The organism is Novosphingobium sp. EMRT-2 (genome assembly GCF_005145025.1).
In the GTDB taxonomy this organism is placed as follows: domain Bacteria; phylum Pseudomonadota; class Alphaproteobacteria; order Sphingomonadales; family Sphingomonadaceae; genus Novosphingobium.
On sequence record NZ_CP039695.1, the window covers coordinates 775,099 to 791,648 of the forward strand.

At 66.6% G+C, this 16,550-nt stretch carries 13 protein-coding genes; 7 read left to right on the forward strand and 6 right to left on the reverse strand.

The window, feature by feature from the left end; translation table 11 throughout:
- Nucleotides 1–11: 11 nt before the first annotated feature.
- Entirely contained in the window at nt 12–1,031 is a 1,020-nt protein-coding gene (locus FA702_RS03905) for a sulfate ABC transporter substrate-binding protein (RefSeq protein ID WP_305036248.1), read from the reverse strand.
- A gap of 384 nt (nt 1,032–1,415) precedes the next feature.
- On the opposite strand from FA702_RS03905, the gene FA702_RS03910 reads away from it, so the two are divergent.
- The 3 genes from FA702_RS03910 to FA702_RS03920 all read left to right on the forward strand — a co-directional run bounded on the left by FA702_RS03910 (nt 1,416) and on the right by FA702_RS03920 (nt 5,568).
- Nucleotides 1,416–3,617 (forward strand): RNA degradosome polyphosphate kinase, encoded by a 2,202-nt coding sequence (locus FA702_RS03910; RefSeq protein WP_136955112.1) that lies wholly within the window; start codon nt 1,416–1,418, stop codon nt 3,615–3,617.
- Nucleotides 3,618–3,628: 11 nt separating this feature from the next.
- Entirely contained in the window at nt 3,629–5,122 is a 1,494-nt protein-coding gene (locus FA702_RS03915) for a Ppx/GppA family phosphatase (protein ID WP_136955113.1), read from the forward strand.
- Nucleotides 5,123–5,253: 131 nt separating this feature from the next.
- Nucleotides 5,254–5,568, forward strand: coding sequence for a PilZ domain-containing protein (locus FA702_RS03920; RefSeq protein ID WP_255504704.1), 315 nt, complete (start codon nt 5,254–5,256; stop codon nt 5,566–5,568).
- Here FA702_RS03920 and FA702_RS03925 read toward each other — a convergent pair.
- From FA702_RS03925 to modA, 3 genes are read right to left on the reverse strand one after another with little or no spacing between them, the layout of a single operon-like run.
- The gene (locus tag FA702_RS03925; protein WP_136955115.1) at nt 5,565–6,215 is read right to left on the reverse strand and encodes an ATP-binding cassette domain-containing protein; all 651 of its coding nucleotides are present in this window, start codon (nt 6,213–6,215) and stop codon (nt 5,565–5,567) included. The two genes, FA702_RS03920 and FA702_RS03925, sit on opposite strands and share 4 nt — an antisense overlap.
- Nucleotides 6,205–6,900 carry a molybdate ABC transporter permease subunit gene (modB, locus tag FA702_RS03930; protein WP_136955116.1) on the reverse strand — a complete coding sequence of 232 codons (696 nt, stop codon included), beginning with the start codon at nt 6,898–6,900 and terminating at the stop codon, nt 6,205–6,207. The genes FA702_RS03925 and modB overlap by 11 nt, the downstream gene beginning before the upstream one ends.
- Before the next feature lie 8 nt (nt 6,901–6,908).
- Nucleotides 6,909–7,670: a molybdate ABC transporter substrate-binding protein gene (gene modA / locus FA702_RS03935; RefSeq protein WP_136955117.1), complete on the reverse strand. Its 762-nt coding sequence runs from the start codon at nt 7,668–7,670 to the stop codon at nt 6,909–6,911.
- A 107-nt stretch (nt 7,671–7,777) separates the two neighbouring features.
- Between modA and FA702_RS03940 the strand changes: the two genes are divergently transcribed.
- The 4 genes from FA702_RS03940 (at nt 7,778) to FA702_RS03955 (ending at nt 12,002) form a co-directional block, all read left to right on the forward strand.
- Complete coding sequence (locus tag FA702_RS03940; protein WP_136955118.1) at nt 7,778–9,415, forward strand: NAD(P)/FAD-dependent oxidoreductase; 1,638 nt, start codon at nt 7,778–7,780, stop codon at nt 9,413–9,415.
- Between the two features lie 415 nt (nt 9,416–9,830).
- Complete coding sequence (gene folD, locus FA702_RS03945; protein ID WP_136955119.1) at nt 9,831–10,703, forward strand: bifunctional methylenetetrahydrofolate dehydrogenase/methenyltetrahydrofolate cyclohydrolase FolD; 873 nt, start codon at nt 9,831–9,833, stop codon at nt 10,701–10,703.
- Nucleotides 10,704–10,821: 118 nt separating this feature from the next.
- The gene (locus tag FA702_RS03950) at nt 10,822–11,280 is read left to right on the forward strand and encodes a cytochrome c (RefSeq protein ID WP_136955120.1); all 459 of its coding nucleotides are present in this window, start codon (nt 10,822–10,824) and stop codon (nt 11,278–11,280) included.
- Nucleotides 11,280–12,002 carry a cytochrome b/b6 domain-containing protein gene (locus tag FA702_RS03955; RefSeq protein WP_136955121.1) on the forward strand — a complete coding sequence of 241 codons (723 nt, stop codon included), beginning with the start codon at nt 11,280–11,282 and terminating at the stop codon, nt 12,000–12,002. Before FA702_RS03950 ends, FA702_RS03955 begins: the two co-directional genes overlap by 1 nt.
- Before the next feature lie 173 nt (nt 12,003–12,175).
- On the opposite strand, the gene FA702_RS03960 is transcribed toward FA702_RS03955, so the two are convergent.
- Both FA702_RS03960 and FA702_RS03965 read right to left on the reverse strand, forming a co-directional pair.
- The gene (locus FA702_RS03960; RefSeq protein WP_136955122.1) at nt 12,176–13,426 is read right to left on the reverse strand and encodes a TolC family protein; all 1,251 of its coding nucleotides are present in this window, start codon (nt 13,424–13,426) and stop codon (nt 12,176–12,178) included.
- On the reverse strand, nt 13,419–16,547 hold the full coding sequence (locus FA702_RS03965; RefSeq protein WP_136955123.1) for an efflux RND transporter permease subunit: 3,129 nt from the start codon (nt 16,545–16,547) through the stop codon (nt 13,419–13,421). Before FA702_RS03965 ends, FA702_RS03960 begins: the two co-directional genes overlap by 8 nt.
- Nucleotides 16,548–16,550: the final 3 nt, after the last annotated feature.

Here is a 16,550-nt window from a genome sequence, read left to right on the forward strand (position 1 = left end):
GAAAGGGAGACTTACTTCTTGGCCGTGATGCGGTCGAAAACGCCGCCATCGTCGAAGAATCGCTTCTGCGCGGCGCCCCATCCGCCGAAGTCCTTGTCGATGGTGACCATCGGGATCGCGGGGAACTGCGACCGGAACTGCTCGGCCACCTTCGCGTCGCGCGGACGGTAGAAGGTATGCGCGATCGCGGTCTGCGCTTCGGGCGTATAGAGATAGCGCAGATAGGCGTCGGCCGCTTCCTGCGTACCGTGCTTCTTCGCGTTCTCCGTCACCACCGCGACGGCCGGCTCGGCGAGGATCGACAGCGACGGCGTGACGATCTGGAACTTGCCCTTGCCCATTTCCTTTTCGGCCAGCAGCGCCTCGTTTTCCCACGTCAGCAGGACATCACCGATGCCGCGTTCGACGAAGGTCGTCGTCGCGCCCCGCGCGCCGCTATCCAGCACCGGCACGTTGGCGAACAGCTTGCGGACATAGTCCTCGGCCGCGGCGTCGGAGCCGCCCGCCTTGCGGCCATAGGCCCAGGCCGCCAGGAAGTTCCAGCGCGCGCCGCCGCCCGTCTTGGGGTTGGGCGTGATGACCTGCACGCCGGGGCGGACAAGATCGTTCCAGTCCTTGATGCCTTTGGGGTTGCCCTTGCGGACAAGGAAAACGATCGTCGAGGTATAGGGTGACGAATTGTCGGGCAACGCCTTCTGCCAGTCCGCCGGCAGCAGCTTGGCGCGCGCCGCGATCTGGTCGATGTCGTAGGCGAGCGCGAGCGTCGCCACATCCGCTTCCAGACCGTCGATGATCGCGCGGCCCTGCTTGCCCGAACCGCCATGGCTCATCCGGAAGGTCACGTCCTTGCCGGTCTTCTGCTTCCAGTAGGCAGCGAAGGCGGGATTGATCGCCTGATAGAGTTCGCGCGTGGGATCATAGGAGACGTTGGTCAGCACGATGCCATTGCCGTTCCCGCCGGCTCCGCCCGAACAGGCAGACAGGGTCATGGTCAGTGCCGCGGCGGCGGACAGGAACAGGCGGCGATTCATCATGTTTGTCTCCCTGTTGATGTGCGCTGCATATACTCAACTATTTCGATAGACATTAAAGACTCTCTGTGCACTCCTAAAGGCAAACTATCGACGCCCCCGTCGGCTCCCTGGGAAAGAGGCGGCCCATGCGCAAAGACCGCCTCCTCCCCACCGTGGCGGCCCGCGGCAGAATCATCGCTGCGAACCGACGCCTCCTTTTAACTCAACTTTATGAGTAGAGAATAGACTGGCGACAGGACGCGCGCATTTGGCGACAGACCGAGCGCGCACCAGCGCGCCGGGCGATGTCCCTGAAAAACGAAACCATCGTTGCCGGCACCGGTTGCGAAAATCGCCGGATTAAGAAAGAATTTCGTCATGGAGGCGTAACACGGCACCACCATGGCGCAGGCTGGGGTCCATCCGGGCAGCAACACGGAGCACAGGGTGAGCGACGAAAAACGTGTCGTAAGCGGCACGGAAGCCCATGTCGGCGATCGCTATTTCAATCGCGAGCTGAGCTGGCTCGCCTTCAATCGACGGGTTCTGGCGGAAGCGCGGAACACCGACTATCCGCTTCTGGAACGGCTGCGCTTCCTGTCGATTTCCGGCAGCAACCTCGACGAGTTCATGATGGTGCGCGTCGCCGGCCTGGCCGGGCAGGTACGCCGGCAGATCGGCGAAGTCTCGATCGACGGCCAGACCCCTGCGCAGCAGTTGCAGGCCGCCTATGGCGCCGTCACCGATCTCGTTTCAGGCCAGCAGGACGTGCTGACCGAACTCACCGGCAAACTGGGCGAGGCGGGCATCCGCCTGGTGGGCGAAGGTCCGGTCGATCGCGCCGAGGCCGAATGGCTGTCGCACTATTTCCGCGAACACGTCGTCCCGGTGCTGACGCCCCAGGCGATCGATCCGGCGCATCCCTTTCCGTTCATCGCCAACCAGGGAACCGGCATTCTCTTCACGATGACGCGCATCGCCGACGGCGCCGACGTCAACGAGATGATCCTGATTCCACCCGCCCTGCCCCGCTTCGTGCGCCTGCCCGGCGAAGAAGCCGCGTGGATCGCGATCGAGGAACTGGTGCGCCGCCACGCCATGCACCTGTTCCCGGGCTTCCGCATCCAGGGTCATGGCGTGTTCCGCGTGCTGCGCGATAGCGACATCGAAGTGGAGGAAGACGCCGAGGATCTCGTCCGCTACTTCCGCACCGCGATCCAGCGGCGCCGGCGCGGCAAGGTGATCATGCTGCACCTGCAGGACGATTTCGATCCGGCGGCGGAGCAACTGCTGCGCCAGCAATTGCGGCTGGACCATGCGCTCGTTCTCAAGTCGCGCGGGGTGATCGGCATCAACGGCCTGTCCGCCGTGGTCGACGAAGCCCGGCCGGACCTGAAATTCGAACCCTACAGCCCGCGCTACCCCGAACGCATTCTCGAACACGATGGCGATTGTTTCGCGGCGATCCGCGAGAAGGACATCGTGATCCACCACCCCTACGAAAGCTTCGAGGTGGTGATCGATTTCCTCCACCAGGCCGCATCCGATCCCGACGTGGTGGCGATCAAGCAGACGCTCTATCGCGCGGGCAAGCAATCGGCGGTGATCGCGGCGCTGATCGCGGCAGCCGAGGCGGGCAAGTCGGTCACGGCCGTCGTCGAACTGAAGGCGCGGTTCGACGAGGAACAGAACCTGATGTGGGCCTCGCAACTCGAACGCGCGGGCGTGCAGGTGATCTACGGCTTCGTCGACTGGAAGACCCACGCCAAGGTCTCACTGGTCGTGCGCCGCGAAGGGGATGGCTACCGCACGTACTGCCACTTCGGGACGGGCAATTATCACCCGGTCACCGCGCGGATCTACACCGATCTTTCGTTCTTCACCGCCGACCCCAAGTTCGGGCGCGACGCGGGCCGGCTGTTCAACTTCATCACCGGCTATGTCGAGCCCAAGGGCACCGAAATGCTGGCGATAGCCCCGATCGGGCTGCGCAACACGCTATACGATCACATCGATCGCGAAATCGCCTTCGCGCGCGCCGGCAAGCACGCGACGATCTGGGCCAAGCTCAATTCGCTGACCGACGAAAAGCTGATCGACCGCCTCTACGCCGCCAGCCAGGCCGGCGTGGAGATCAGCCTGGTCGTGCGTGGCATCTGCTGCCTGCGCCCCGGCGTGCCCGGCCTTTCGGAACGGATCTATGTGAAGTCCATCATCGGCCGGTTCCTTGAACACAGCCGGATCTGGGCCTTCGGCAACGCCGCGCGCCTGCCCAACAAGCGCGCACGCGTATTCATCTCCTCGGCCGACGGGATGAGCCGCAACCTTGATCGCCGCGTGGAAGTGCTGGTGCCGATCCGCAACAGCACGGTGCACGATCAGGTGCTCGATCAGGTCATGCTTGCCAACCTGCTGGATACGGAGCAGAGCTGGAAACTGGAACCGGATGGAAGCTACCACCGGATGGATCGTGGCCCCTCTCCCTTTAACCTGCATCGCTATTTCATGACCAACCCCTCCCTCTCCGGTCGCGGTGCGGCGCTGACCAAGGGCCGCAAGGTGCCCAAGCTCGCGTTGCGGCGCGGCGGCGCCAGCCGGGGCTGACGCATTTCACGATGGCCAGCAGGGACAGGTCCGGACAGAGCCAGCGGGCGGGACCGCGCAGCCCGTCGCGCGCGATCATCGACATCGGATCGAACACCGTCCGGCTGGTGATCTACGGCGGCCCGCAACGCGCGCCGGAAATCCTGCACAACGAAAAGGTGGCCGCTCGCCTGGGCAAGGGCGTGGCTGAAAACGGGCTGCTGTCCGAAAAGGCCTCCACCGCCGCGCTCGTCTCGCTGCGGCGCTATCGCGCGCTGCTGGACCTGATCGGCGTCCGCACGGTCGACGTGGTCGCCACGGCCGCGGTGCGGGACGCCCGCAACGGCGCGGCTTTTCTGGATGAAGTCCGCGCGATCGGCTTTGCTCCCCGCCTGCTTTCGGGCGAAGAGGAAGCAGTGACCAGCGCGCATGGCGTTACCGGCGCGTTCCCCGACGCGCACGGCGTGGTCGGCGATCTCGGCGGCGGCAGCCTTGAACTGGTCGATGTCGATGGCGGTAGCTGCACGCACGGCGTCAGCATGCCGCTGGGCACGTTGCGGCTGCCGGCCCTGCGCGCCGACGGTGACCGGGCCTTTGCCAAGCGTATCGGCAACGCGCTCGACAGGGCGGAATGGCGCGCCACGCCCGGGACCACGCTTTACCTCGTCGGGGGATCGCTCCGCGCGTTCGCGCGCTATGCCATGGTCCGCAGCGAATGGCCGATCGACGACCCCCACGGGTTCGAGCTTCCCGCCGCAGCCGCGCTGAAATTCGCGCGCACCCTCGCCCGGCGCAAAGGGTTGAGCCCGGTTCCCATCGCGGGCGTTTCCGGGTCACGGCTTACCGGCCTGCCCGATACCGCGGCGCTGCTGGCCGTGCTGGTGCGAAAGCTGGGACCCGCGCGGCTGGTGTTTTCATCGTGGGGCCTGCGCGAAGGCGTGCTGTGGGAAGCCATGCCGACAGCGGTACGAACCCAGGACCCGCTCGTGGCTGGCGTCTCGGCCTTCATCAACGATCAGGGCATATCGCCCAGCACGGGCACCATGGTCGCCGGATGGACGGCCAGCGCTCGCCCGGCCGGCAGCGGCGGTCGGCACGAACAGCTCCGCCTTGCCGCCACCATGCTGAGTCTCGCCTCGGCCCGGATCGAACCCAATCTGCGCGCGGACCATGCGCGCGACTGGGCGTTGCGCAAGCGCTGGATCGGTATCACGGCGCAGGAACGCGCGATGCTGGCCGCGGCGATCATCGCCAATGCCGGCAAGATGGAACTGCCCCCCACGCTTACCGCGCTGCTGTCGCCGGCAGCGCTGCGCGAGGCGCAGGCCTGGGGCCTTGCCACGCGCCTGTGTCGCCGCTTCACGTACGCCATGCCGCAGGGCCTAAGCGCCAGCACGCTGACCGTGGAGGGAGATACCCTGGTCCTCTCCGTCGCCCCGGGGCTTGCCGAACTCGTCAACGAAGGTGTGTCACGCGATCTCAAGGCGCTGGCTGCGCATCTTGGCCTCAAACAGGACGTGCGTTGATACGTTCCGCCCGATCGCGATGAATAGAACGCCGATAAGGACTCGTTCACCTTTCGCGTTCGTATGAACAAAACCTTTTTGGATCAAATGGGTAAGCCGACAATATGCTTTGCCGGCTTTGGGATATGCCCATGAGTAACCCCCTATCGCTCCATCGGCGCCCCGAGATGCGCCTGGCGAACCGCCTGGAAACGCGGCTGTCGGTGCAATACCGCCGATTCACGCAGCGCTTGCCCGGCATCGTCCTTGATCTGTCTTGCGATGGCGCGCGGCTTTCCTCGGTGGAACGTCTGCGCCCGGGCGACAAGCTGTGGCTGACCTTGCCCGGTCTGGCGCCGTGCCTGGCCCGCGTCGTCTGGGTCAACGCGTCACTGGCGGGATGCCGGCTTGCCGCGCCGCTCCATCCGGCCGTCCTCAAGGCGCTGGTCGAAAACAACCCCGCCTAGAACGGCACCACGGTGCCGGCCAGACGATCGATTTCGGAGCGGTCGTGGCTGACATAGAGGATCGGCAGCCGCAATTCGTCGCGCAGCCGTTCGATCACCTGCATGATCTCGTCCCGGCGCTTCGCGTCGAGCGAAGCCAGCGGCTCATCCAGCAACAGGAAGCGCGGACCGGCCAACAGCGCCCGTCCGATGGCCACGCGTTGCGCCTCCCCGCCGGACAGCGTACGCGGCCAGCGATCGAGCAGATGATCGATGCCCAGAAACGCGCTCGCGTCCTCCAGCGTCATGAACCGCCGGTCGGTCGGCGCCAGCCGCGCGCCGTAAAGCAGGTTGTCACGCACGCGCCGATGCGGAAACAGGCGGGCTTGCTGGAACACGTACCCGCAGGCGCGCCGTTCGGGCGGAACGTCGATGCGCTGGCCGGCATCGAACAGAGGCGTACCCGCTATCGTGATGTGCCCGCGTTCGGGTCGCAGCAATCCGGCGATGGCGTCCAGCACAGTGGTCTTGCCGGCACCGGATGGCCCGAACAGGGCCGTCAGCCCGGCGGTGCTGGTGAAGCGCGCCTCGATCAGCCGGTTCCCGCGCCGGATCGCCACGTCGACAGCGAACGCGGGGGCTTCAGCAGGAGGCCCGTCAAAGGACATGGCTGCCTCCCCGCGTGCCGAAACGCCGCGCCAGCAGTTCGGACGCGACCAGCGCCACCAGCGAGAGCGCCACGGATATGCCCGCCAGCCGTGCCACCATCGCATCGCCATCGGGCATCTGCAGCGCCGAATAGATCGCCAGCGGCAGCGTGCGCGTTTCGCCGGGGATGTTGGAAACGAACGTGATGGTCGCGCCGAACTCGCCGATCGACCGCGCGAAGCCCAGCACGGCGCCGGCCAGGATACCCGGCAGCGAGAGCGGAAGGGTAATCGTCAGGAACGCACGCCACGGCCCCGCGCCCAACGTCCGCGCCGCGTTCTCCAGCCGCGTGTCGACCGCTTCCAGCGAGAGCCGCATCGCCCGGACCATCAGCGGCAGCGCCATGATCGCGGCCGCCAGCGCCGCCCCGGTCCAGCGGAACATCAGCGTGATGCCGAACGTGCGGTCCAGCCAACTTCCGACCGGACCATTCCCGCCGAAGGCGATCAGCAGCAGCCAGCCCGTCACCACCGGCGGCACCACCAGTGGCAGGTGGACCACCGCGTCGACCAGCACCTTGCCCGGAAAGCGCACGCGCGCCAGCAGCCAGGCAAGCGCGAACGCCAGCGGCAGCATGAGACCGACGCCCACCACGCTGACTTTCAGCGAAAGCAGCACGATCTCCCATTCTTCCGCCGACAGCATGAAGTGCCTTACCGCGTGCCGAAGCCAAACCGCGCGAAGATCGCCTTGCCTTCGCGCGAGAGCAGGAAGCGTTCGAACCCGGCGGCATCGGGCGCGCGCGAACCGTTCAGTTGCGCGATCGGGTAGGTGATCGGCGTATGGCTGTTCGCCGGGAACCAGCCAGCGATGCGCACCCCGGTGCTGGCGCGCGCATCGGTGGCATAGACCACGCCCAGCGGTGCCGCGCCGCGTTCGACCAAGGCCATGGCCGCGCGCACGTTTTCGGCCCGCGCCACGCGCGCCTGCACGCTTGGCCAAACGCCCAGCCGGGTGAGCGCTTCGCGGCCATAGCGGCCCGCCGGCACGGCATCGGGATCGGCCATCGCCAGCCGCCCCGTGCCGCCCAGCGCGCGCGCCAGCGGAAAGCGCGGGCCAACCACGAACGAAACCCGGCTCGCCACCGGAGAGACCAGCACCAGCCGGTTGGTGAGGAACGTCGCCCGCGTCTCCTTGCGCACCAGCCCGCGCGCCGCGACATGATCCATCCATTCCTCGTCGGCGGAAATGAACAGGTCGGCTGGCGCGCCCGCCTCGATCTGCCGGGCCAGCGCTGACGATCCCGCGAAGGAGATGACGGGACGCTCATGCCCTTTGCGCACCCAGGCATCGGCCGCGGCATTCAGCGATTCCTGCAAGCTCGCCGCCGCCAGCACGACCGGCGGCGCGGCAAATGCCGGCATGCCGGCCAGCGCCAGCAGGAGAACAAGAAACACGGAAAGCAGTCTCAGCATCAACCACCCATTTCTATATTCTTCCGGATATAGCCTCGACACCGCCCGGTCACGCGAAAAAGTTTGCCGGCTTTCCCTGCGCCGCGCGGCGGACTAGGGACGGAGCCATGCTGCGCATTACCGAACTCAAGCTGCCGCTGGATCATACGCCCCAAGCGCTGGAAGACGCGATCGTCGAACGGCTGGGCATCGCGCCCGCCGACCTCGTGCGCTACACCATTGCCCGGCGCGGCAACGACGCGCGGCGCAAGAGCGCGATCAAGCTGGTCTATGCGATCGACGTGACGCTGACCGACAAAGCGGCCGTCCTCGCCCGCCTTGCCGGCGATCCGCACGTCCGCCCCACGCCCGACACCGCCTATCGCTTCGTCACCACGGCGCCCGCACCGGCCGACGCCCCCCGCCCCGTGGTCATCGGCGCCGGCCCCTGCGGGCTGCTGGCGGCGCTGATCCTGGCGCAGATGGGGTTCCGCCCGATCATCATCGAGCGCGGCAAGGCGGTGCGCGAACGAACCAAGGATACCTGGGGCCTGTGGCGCCGCAGCGTGCTGACCCCGGAATCGAACGTTCAGTTCGGCGAAGGCGGCGCCGGCACGTTCTCCGACGGCAAGCTCTACAGCCGCATCAAGGACCCGCGCCATCTGGGCCGCAAGGTGCTGGTCGAATTCGTCAAGGCGGGCGCGCCGGACGACATCCTGACCGAGGCGCATCCGCATATCGGCACATTCCGGCTCGTCACCATGGTCATGAGCATCCGCGAAACGATCGAGGCGCTGGGCGGCGAATACCGCTTCCAGACCCGCGTCGAGGATTTCGAGATCGAAACCGCCGCCGACGGCACCCGCACGATCCGGGGCCTGCACCTCAGCACCGGCGAGTTCCTGCCGGCTAGCCATGTCGTGCTCGCGGTCGGCCACAGCGCGCGCGATACGTTCCACGTCCTGCACGATCGCGGCGTATATGTGGAAGCCAAGCCCTTCGCCATCGGCGTGCGGATCGAACATCCGCAAAGCTGGATCGACAAGGCCCGCTATGGTCCCGGTGCCGGTAACCCGATCCTGGGCGCCGCCGCCTATTCGATCTCGCACCAGTGTTCCAACGGGCGCACGGTCTACAGCTTCTGCATGTGCCCCGGCGGCCGCGTCGTCGCCGCGACGAGCGAGGAAGGGCGGGTCGTCACCAACGGCATGAGCCAGTATTCGCGCGCCGAATTCAACGCCAATTCGGGCATCGTTGTCGATATCAGCCCGGATCGCGATTATCCCGGCGGCCCGCTGGCGGGCATCGCCTATCAACGCCACTGGGAATCGCTGGCCTATGTCGCCGGCGGTTCGAACTACAAGGCGCCGGGACAGAAGCTGGGCGATTTCCTGGCCGGCCGGCCCTCCACCACGTTCGGGGAAGTCACGCCGTCCTATCAGCCCGGCGTTCACCTGACCGATCTTTCGCAATGCCTGCCGGACTTCGTGATCGAATCGATCCGCGAGGCGCTACCCGCGTTTGGCCGGCAGGTTCCCGGATACGATCATCCGGACGTGGTGCTGACCGGGGTGGAAACGCGCACCTCCTCCCCCATCCGCATCCGGCGCGGGGCCGATTTTCAGAGCGTGAACACGCGCGGCCTCTATCCCGCAGGCGAAGGCGCCGGCTATGCGGGCGGCATTCTCTCGGCGGCGGTGGACGGCATCCGCGTGGCCGAAGCGCTGGCGCTCGACATGACGGGGCAAAGCGCGGCGGCGGCCTGAGCGTCGCTTCGCTTCCGCAAAATCTGTCTCGCCAGCGAGACACTTCAGGAAGGATTTTGCGGTCCTGGATCGCGTTAGAGGCCGACTTACCCTTCACACTCCAATTTTAAGATATTGATATTGATATAATATCTCTACTTACAAACATCCCGATTGCAAAAAATGCATCAAAGCATTTTTATTTCGCACTTGCACACTATCCTTAATCGCCCCATATCGGGCGGGCCTTTCAGGCATCCTCTCCCAAACTTTCAAGGGCCGACCGGGCAACTGGTCGGCCCCTTTTTTGTCTCTGGCTTGCCTGCACGGACTTTGCGCAATTTTGTATGCAACACATACAATATATGCTAGCCGCCGGCTCCGATCCGGACGCGATTCCGGCATGCAGTTCCAGTACGCAAGGGGGAGACAAAAGATGGCCCAGATCATCGACGGCAAAGCGATGGCGCGCGCGCTGACCGAGCGAACAGCGGACGAAGTCCGGCAGATCGTGGCGGAAACCGGTACACCGCCGGGCCTTGCCGTGGTGCTGGTCGGTAACGATCCCGCCAGCGAAGTCTATGTCGGTCGCAAGATCGCCCAGTGCCGCAAGGCCGGGATCGTCTCGTTCGAACACCGCATGCCGGCAACGACGGCGGAAGGCGAACTCCATGCGCTGATCGACCAGCTCAACGCCGATCCGGCCGTGCATGGCATTCTCGTCCAGCTGCCGCTGCCCGCCGGCATCGATGCCGCGCGCGTGCTCGACCGGATCAGCCCGCTCAAGGACGTCGACGGCTTCCACCCCGTCAACGTCGGCCGCCTTTCGACCGGCACCGGGGGGCTGGTGCCCTGCACCCCGCTGGGCATCATGATGCTGCTCGACAGCGTGATCGACGATTATCGCGGCCTGAATGCGGTGGTAATCGGCAAGTCGAACATCGTGGGCAAGCCGGTATCGATGCTGCTGCTCGAACGCGAGGCGACCGTTACCGTCACCCACATCGAAACGCGCGACCTACCCGACGTGGCGCGCAAAGCCGATATCATCGTCGCCGCCGCCGGCGCGCCGCAGCTGGTGCGCGGCTACTGGGTCAAGCCGGGCGCGGTGGTGATAGACGTGGGCATCACCCGGGTCACCGATCACGACGGCTCCTCGAACATCGTCGGCGATTGCGCCACGCACGAACTGGAACACGCGCGCGCCGTCACCCCGGTGCCCGGCGGCGTCGGCCCGATGACCATCGCCTGCCTGCTGGCCAACACCGTGCGCGCAGCCCGGATCGCCAGCGGATCGAGCAACGCCTGAACCGGCTGGAAACGCCCTGAAAAGGGTGGAAGAACGGATACGGTTTGCGACAAATCCCTTGTCGCAAACCCCGGTTTTTGCGCTATGTCGTGATGAAATTTCCAAGGAGCCGTCACGGATGAAAAAGCACCTCGCTCTCGCCCTCGCCGCGCTGGCCGCTTCGGGAACTGTGGTTTCCGCGATCGCCGCCACGCCGGCCGAAACGGTCGCCGCGCGTCAGGCGAACTTCAAGCAGATGGGCCGCGCGATGAAGGCTATCGGCGAAGAACTGAAGAAGCCCGCGCCCGATCTCGCCGTGATCCGCACCAGCGCGGGATCGCTGAATCAGGCCGCCGGCCACGTCGGTCGCGGGTTTCCGCGCGGCTCCGGCCCGGATTCGGGCGTGAAGACCGAAGCGCTCGCCGCCATCTGGCAGCGCCCGGCCGATTTCCAGGGCGCCGCGCGCAATCTTGTCACCAAGGCCGGTGATCTGCAGGCGGCGGCCGGCAGCGGCGATCTCAACCGCATCCGCACCGCCTTCCCGGCGGTCGGCGGCGCGTGCAAGGGGTGCCACGACAACTTCCGCGAACGCCACTGATGGGCAAGGTCCGGCTGTGGGACGCGCCGGTCCGCCTGTTCCACTGGAGTGTCGTCGTGCTGTTCGGCGCGCTCTGGTGGAGCGGTGAAAACGGCAAGATCGATCTGCACAAGACCATCGGCCTCGTCATGCTGGGGCTGGTGGTGTTTCGCGTGCTGTGGGGCTTCCTCGGCGGATCGACCGCTCGCTTCGGCAGCTTTGTGAAAGGGCCGGGCGCGGTCCTCACCCATCTCAAGGCATCGCGCGAAGGCCGGGCGCCCACCGTCGTCGGGCATAATCCGCTGGGCGGCTGGAGCGTGATGGTCCTGCTAGGCCTGCTGGCGCTGCAAGTAGGCTTGGGACTGATCGCGCAGGACACCGACGCGGTCGCTTCCGGGCCGCTCAACCATTTCGTTTCCTACGACACCGGCGATGCGGCAGGTGAAGCGCACGAGGTCGTGTTCAATATCCTGCTGCTGTTCGTGGCCCTCCATGTCGCCGCGGTCCTGTTCTACCTGTTCGTCAAGCGCGACAACCTGGTCCATCCGATGCTGTCCGGGCGCAAGGCTTTCACGCAAGCCGTCGAACAGCCCACCTTCGCTCCGGCGTGGCGTTTTCTTTTGAGCGTCGCCCTGGCTGCCGCGTTCGCCGGCTGGATCGCGCTGGGCGCGCCGTTCTCGCTCGAACAGGCGAAGCAGGCGTGGCAAGCGCCGCCGCCCTCGGCGGAAGAATCCTATATGTAAGGCGAAAAGGGGCGGGTCATTTCCCGCCCTTTTTTTGGCAATTATCGCTTGCAAAGGCAGAGCCCACCCCGCAGCGACTAACGCCGTCTGCGGCGACGCAAGTCTCGCTCCCCTCCCGCCTGCGGGAGGGGCTGGGGGTGGGCTTTCCAGCGCCCTCGAAAGACCTGCCAGCGCTATTGCTTCGCCGCATCCTCCGCATCGCCGATCCACAGTTCATGGCTGTCGATGCGGATGCGCGTGAGCATCCGCATTGCCTCGGTGCGTGCGGCGGCTTCGGCGCGGAACGCGTCCTGCACCTGCCGCTCGCCGAACAGCACGTCGGACAGATCGATCTCGCCGGCCGCCTGCCCACGGCGCAGCTTCACCAGCGCCGCCACCTGCGCATCCAGCGCCTCGCGCGCGCGCTGCCAGCTTTCGTACCGGAAGCGGACCTCTGCGATGTCACCGCTGGCGGTTTCCTGCACCGCCATGCGCGCGGCCAGCGCATCGGCGCGCGCGGCATTCGCCTGCGCATCGGCCTGATCGGCCAGCGCGGTGCGATGCCCGCCGCCGATCGGCATGGAGAAGATCACGCCCGCGCCCTTTTCCATGCCGCCGCGTTCGGAGAACAGGCGCACGCCCACGCTGGGGTCGGCCAGCCGGTCCTGCCGGACGCGCTCCGCCATGGCTTCGCGCTTGTGCAGTTCCGCCTCCGCCGCCGCGATTTCGTGGCTGCGCACGAACATCCGCGCGCCGTAGCTTTCCAGGCTCTCGCCCGGCATGACCGGGCGTGGCACTTCGGGCGCCTCCACCGGCAAGGGCAACGAGGCGAAATGGGTTGCCAGCCGCACGCGGGCGAGTTGCGCCCGCCCCGCCGACTGCGCGGCGGCGACTTTCGCCGTGCCCAGCGCGGCCGCCGCCTGATCGGCCTCCAGCTGCGCGGCATCGCGCAACGCCACACGCCGCTGCACGGCCTTGAGCGTCGCTTCCAGATTGCTGACGGCCTGCCGGTCGACTTTGGCTTCCTCCGCCGCGCCCAGCCAGTCCCACCATTCCTGCGCCAGCACCAGCGCCGCCTGATGGCGCGCGTCCTCGGCCATGTTTTGCGCGGCCTCGATCCCGAGGTCGCCGATCTGCCGGTCGAGCCGCCCCTTGCCGGGCAGGCGCACCGGCCGGGTCAATTGCGCGTCGAACTCGTTGTAGCGCCCCTCCCGGTCGACCGTGCGGCTCATGTAGCTGGTGTAGAGATTGAACTCCTGCGTGCCCCGCCGCAGAGCCCCAGCCTCGGCGCGAGCGGCGTCGACCCGCGCGTCCGCCGCCTGCACGCTGGGATGCGCGTCGAGCGCGGCCCGCACGGCCTCGGTCTCGGGCAGGCCCGGTTCCGCCGCCAGCGTGGGCAAGGCCGCCACAAGCGCGGGAAGCGCCAGCAGAACGTGCTTACGCATGGACCGCCTCCCCCTCTTCCCCGCCAAGGGCAACGCGATCGCCCGCCTCCCGCTCGGCCCGCGATTCCCCGAAACGCTCGTACAGGATCGGCAGCAGGACCAGCGTCAGCAGCGTGGACGAGATCAGCCCGCCGATCACCACGATCGCCAACGGCTTCTGGATTTCCGATCCCGGCCCTGTCGCAAACAGCAGCGGGACAAGGCCGAAGGCGGCGATCGTGGCGGTCATCAGTACCGGCCGCAGCCGCCGCTCCGCCCCGCGCCGCACCGCTTCGGCCAGCGGCATCCCCCCTTCGCGCAACTGGCGGAAATGGCTCACCATGACGAGGCCGTTCAGCACCGCGATCCCGAGCAGCGCTATGAAGCCAACCGAGGCGGGCACGGAAAGATACTGCCGCGATAGCGCCAGCGAGATCATCCCGCCGACCATCGCGAAGGGAATGTTGACCAGGATCAGCAGCGAGGCCCGCACAGATCGCAGCGTGGCATAAAGCACCACGAAGATCATCGCGAGCGAGATCGGCAGCACCAGCGCCAGCCGGGCCGAAGCGCGTTGCTGGTTCTCGAACTGGCCACCCCAGACGATCCGGTATCCCGCCGGCAGCTTTACGTTGCGCGCGATGTCGGCCTTGGCCTCGTCCACGTAGCCCACAAGGTCGCGCCCCGAAACGAACGCCTGGATCATCGCGAAGCGCGAGCCGTTCTCGTGCTCCAGCTTGACCGGCCCTTCCACGCGCGAGACTTTCGCCACATCGCTCGCGCGCACCAACTGGCCCGACGGCGAACGGTAGAGCTGATCGGCGAAGGACTGCACGCCCGCGTCCTGCGTGCCGCTATCGCCGCGCACCACGATCGGCACGCGCCGCACGCCTTCGGCCACCACGCCCGCACGCACGCCTTCCACTTGCGCGCGCATCGCGTCCTGCAGGTCGTTGACCGGCATTCCGACGCGCCCGGCCGCCGCGCGGTCGATGTCGAACTGGAGGTAGTCCACCTTGTCGTTCGCCACGGTCACCGCCTCGCTGGTGCCGGGGATGGTCTGGAGGCGTTGCTGGATCTGCGCGGCCAGGCGCGAAAGCTCGCCAATATCCGGGCCGAACAGCTTGATCGCCAGATCGCCGCGCGCGCCGGTCAGCATTTCGGAAATGCGCATCTCGATCGGCTGGGTGAACGTCGGCTGGATGCCCGGCAGGTCTTCCATGACCTTGCGGATTTCCTCTACCAGCCAGTCCTTGTCGTTGACGCGCCATTCGCTGCGCGGCTTGAGCTTCAGGAAACTGTCGGTCTCGTTGAGGCCCATCGGATCGAGGCCCAGTTCGTCGGAACCGGTGCGGGCGATCACTTCGGTCACTTCCGGCACTTTCGCCCGGATGGCCCGCTGCACCTTCATGTCGTCTTCGAGGCTGTGCCGCAGCGAAATGCTCGGCACCTTGGTGAGCTGCACGATCACCGAGCCTTCATCCATCGTCGGCAGGAAGGTCTTGCCGGTCACCGCATAGGCCACGCCCGTCAGCAGCAGAGAGACGCCCGCGATCGAGAACACCAGCCGCTTGCGTCCGAATGCGGCTTGCAGCAGCGCGGCATAGCGCGGCCCAAGCTGGCGCATCAGCCATGGCTCGTGATGGCCCAGCCGCACTTTCAGCACGTAATAAGCCAGCACCGGCACCAGCGTCAGCGACAGCACCAGCGCCGACAGCAGCGCCAGCACGATCGTCAGCGCCACGGGAGAGAACAGCTTGCCCTCCAGCCCTTCCAGCGTCAGCAGCGGCAGGAACACCAGCGCGATGATCGCCATGCCCGAAGCGACCGGCGTTGCCACTTCGGCCGAGGCTACCAGCACGTTGTAGAGCTTGCCCGATTTCGCATGTCTCTCGTCCGAAAGGCGCTCGACCACGTTCTCCACCACGACCACCGCGCCGTCGATCAGCATCCCCACAGCGATGGCGAGGCCGCCCAGGCTCATCAGGTTGGCGGTGAGGCCGATCGCCCGCATGCAGATGAACGTGAGCAGCGCCGCCATCGGCAGCGCCAACGCAACGATGACCGAGGCGCGCGCATCCCCCAGGAACAGCAGCAAAAGCACGATCACCAGCACGGTCGCTTCGAGCAACGCTTCCTCGACCGTGCCAACGGCGTGCCCGATCAGTTCGGACCGGTCATAGAACACCGACACGGACATGCCCTTGGGCAGGCTGGGCGCGATCTCGTTGAGCCGGTCCTTGACGCCCTGCACCACTTTCGACGCATCCGCGCCCCTCAGGCCGATGACGAGGCCTTCCACCGCCTCGCCCTTGCCGTCGCGCGTTACCGCGCCATAGCGGGTCAGGCTGCCGATCCGCACCTTGGCGAGATCGCTCACGCGCACGATGCCGGCGGGAGAGGAACGCACGACCACGGAGGAAAGGTCGTCCAGCGTGCGGATCGCGCCGGTGGAGCGCACGATCAGCGCTTCCTCGCCAGTGACCAGACGCCCCGCGCCATCGTTGCGGTTGCCGCCCTCGATCGCGGTAGTGAGGTCGGAAACGGTCAGCCCCGCCGCCGCCATAGCTGCCGGATTGGGCGAAACCTCGAAAGTCTCCGCGTGGCCGCCCAGCGAATTGACATCGGCCACGCCGGGCACCGTGCGCAGCGCGGGGCGGATGATCCAGTCGAGCGCCCGCCGCTTTTCGGCAAGGCTTTGCGGCCCTTCCAGCGTGAACATGTACATGTCGGACAGCGGTGTCGAAATCGGCGCGAGGCCGCCGGTCACCGTATCGGGCAGGTCGCCCATCACCCCGTTCAGGCGCTCCGCCACCTGGTTCCGCGCCCAGTAGATATCGGTGCCGTCCTTGAAGTCGATCGTGATGTCCGCAATCGCGTACTTGGCGACCGAGCGCAGCACGTTTTGATCGGGGATGCCCAGCATCTCCATTTCGATCGGCGCGATCACCCGGCTTTCGACCTCCTCGGGCGTCATGCCCGGCGCCTTGAGGATGATCTTAACCTGCGTGGAGCTGATGTCCGGAAAGGCGTCGATCGGCAGGTTGACGAAAGACCACGCCCCCGCGCCGGCCAGCACCAGCGCTAGCCCGATCATCACGAGGCGCAGTGACAGCGCCTTTTCGACCAGCCTCCGCAGCATCGC

Bases quoted from the DNA above. Each gene is read 5' to 3' on its own strand.
- FA702_RS03905 (WP_305036248.1), bottom strand. From the start codon at position 1,031: ATGAATCGCCGCCTGTTCCTGTCCGCCGCCGCGGCACTGACCATGACC.
- FA702_RS03910 (WP_136955112.1), top strand. From the start codon at position 1,416: ATGGCGCAGGCTGGGGTCCATCCGGGCAGCAACACGGAGCACAGGGTG.
- FA702_RS03915 (WP_136955113.1), top strand. From the start codon at position 3,629: ATGGCCAGCAGGGACAGGTCCGGACAGAGCCAGCGGGCGGGACCGCGC.
- FA702_RS03920 (WP_255504704.1), top strand. From the start codon at position 5,254: ATGAGTAACCCCCTATCGCTCCATCGGCGCCCCGAGATGCGCCTGGCG.
- FA702_RS03925 (WP_136955115.1), bottom strand. From the start codon at position 6,215: ATGTCCTTTGACGGGCCTCCTGCTGAAGCCCCCGCGTTCGCTGTCGAC.
- modB (WP_136955116.1), bottom strand. From the start codon at position 6,900: ATGCTGTCGGCGGAAGAATGGGAGATCGTGCTGCTTTCGCTGAAAGTC.
- modA (WP_136955117.1), bottom strand. From the start codon at position 7,670: ATGCTGAGACTGCTTTCCGTGTTTCTTGTTCTCCTGCTGGCGCTGGCC.
- FA702_RS03940 (WP_136955118.1), top strand. From the start codon at position 7,778: ATGCTGCGCATTACCGAACTCAAGCTGCCGCTGGATCATACGCCCCAA.
- folD (WP_136955119.1), top strand. From the start codon at position 9,831: ATGGCCCAGATCATCGACGGCAAAGCGATGGCGCGCGCGCTGACCGAG.
- FA702_RS03950 (WP_136955120.1), top strand. From the start codon at position 10,822: ATGAAAAAGCACCTCGCTCTCGCCCTCGCCGCGCTGGCCGCTTCGGGA.
- FA702_RS03955 (WP_136955121.1), top strand. From the start codon at position 11,280: ATGGGCAAGGTCCGGCTGTGGGACGCGCCGGTCCGCCTGTTCCACTGG.
- FA702_RS03960 (WP_136955122.1), bottom strand. From the start codon at position 13,426: ATGCGTAAGCACGTTCTGCTGGCGCTTCCCGCGCTTGTGGCGGCCTTG.
- FA702_RS03965 (WP_136955123.1), bottom strand. From the start codon at position 16,547: ATGCTGCGGAGGCTGGTCGAAAAGGCGCTGTCACTGCGCCTCGTGATG.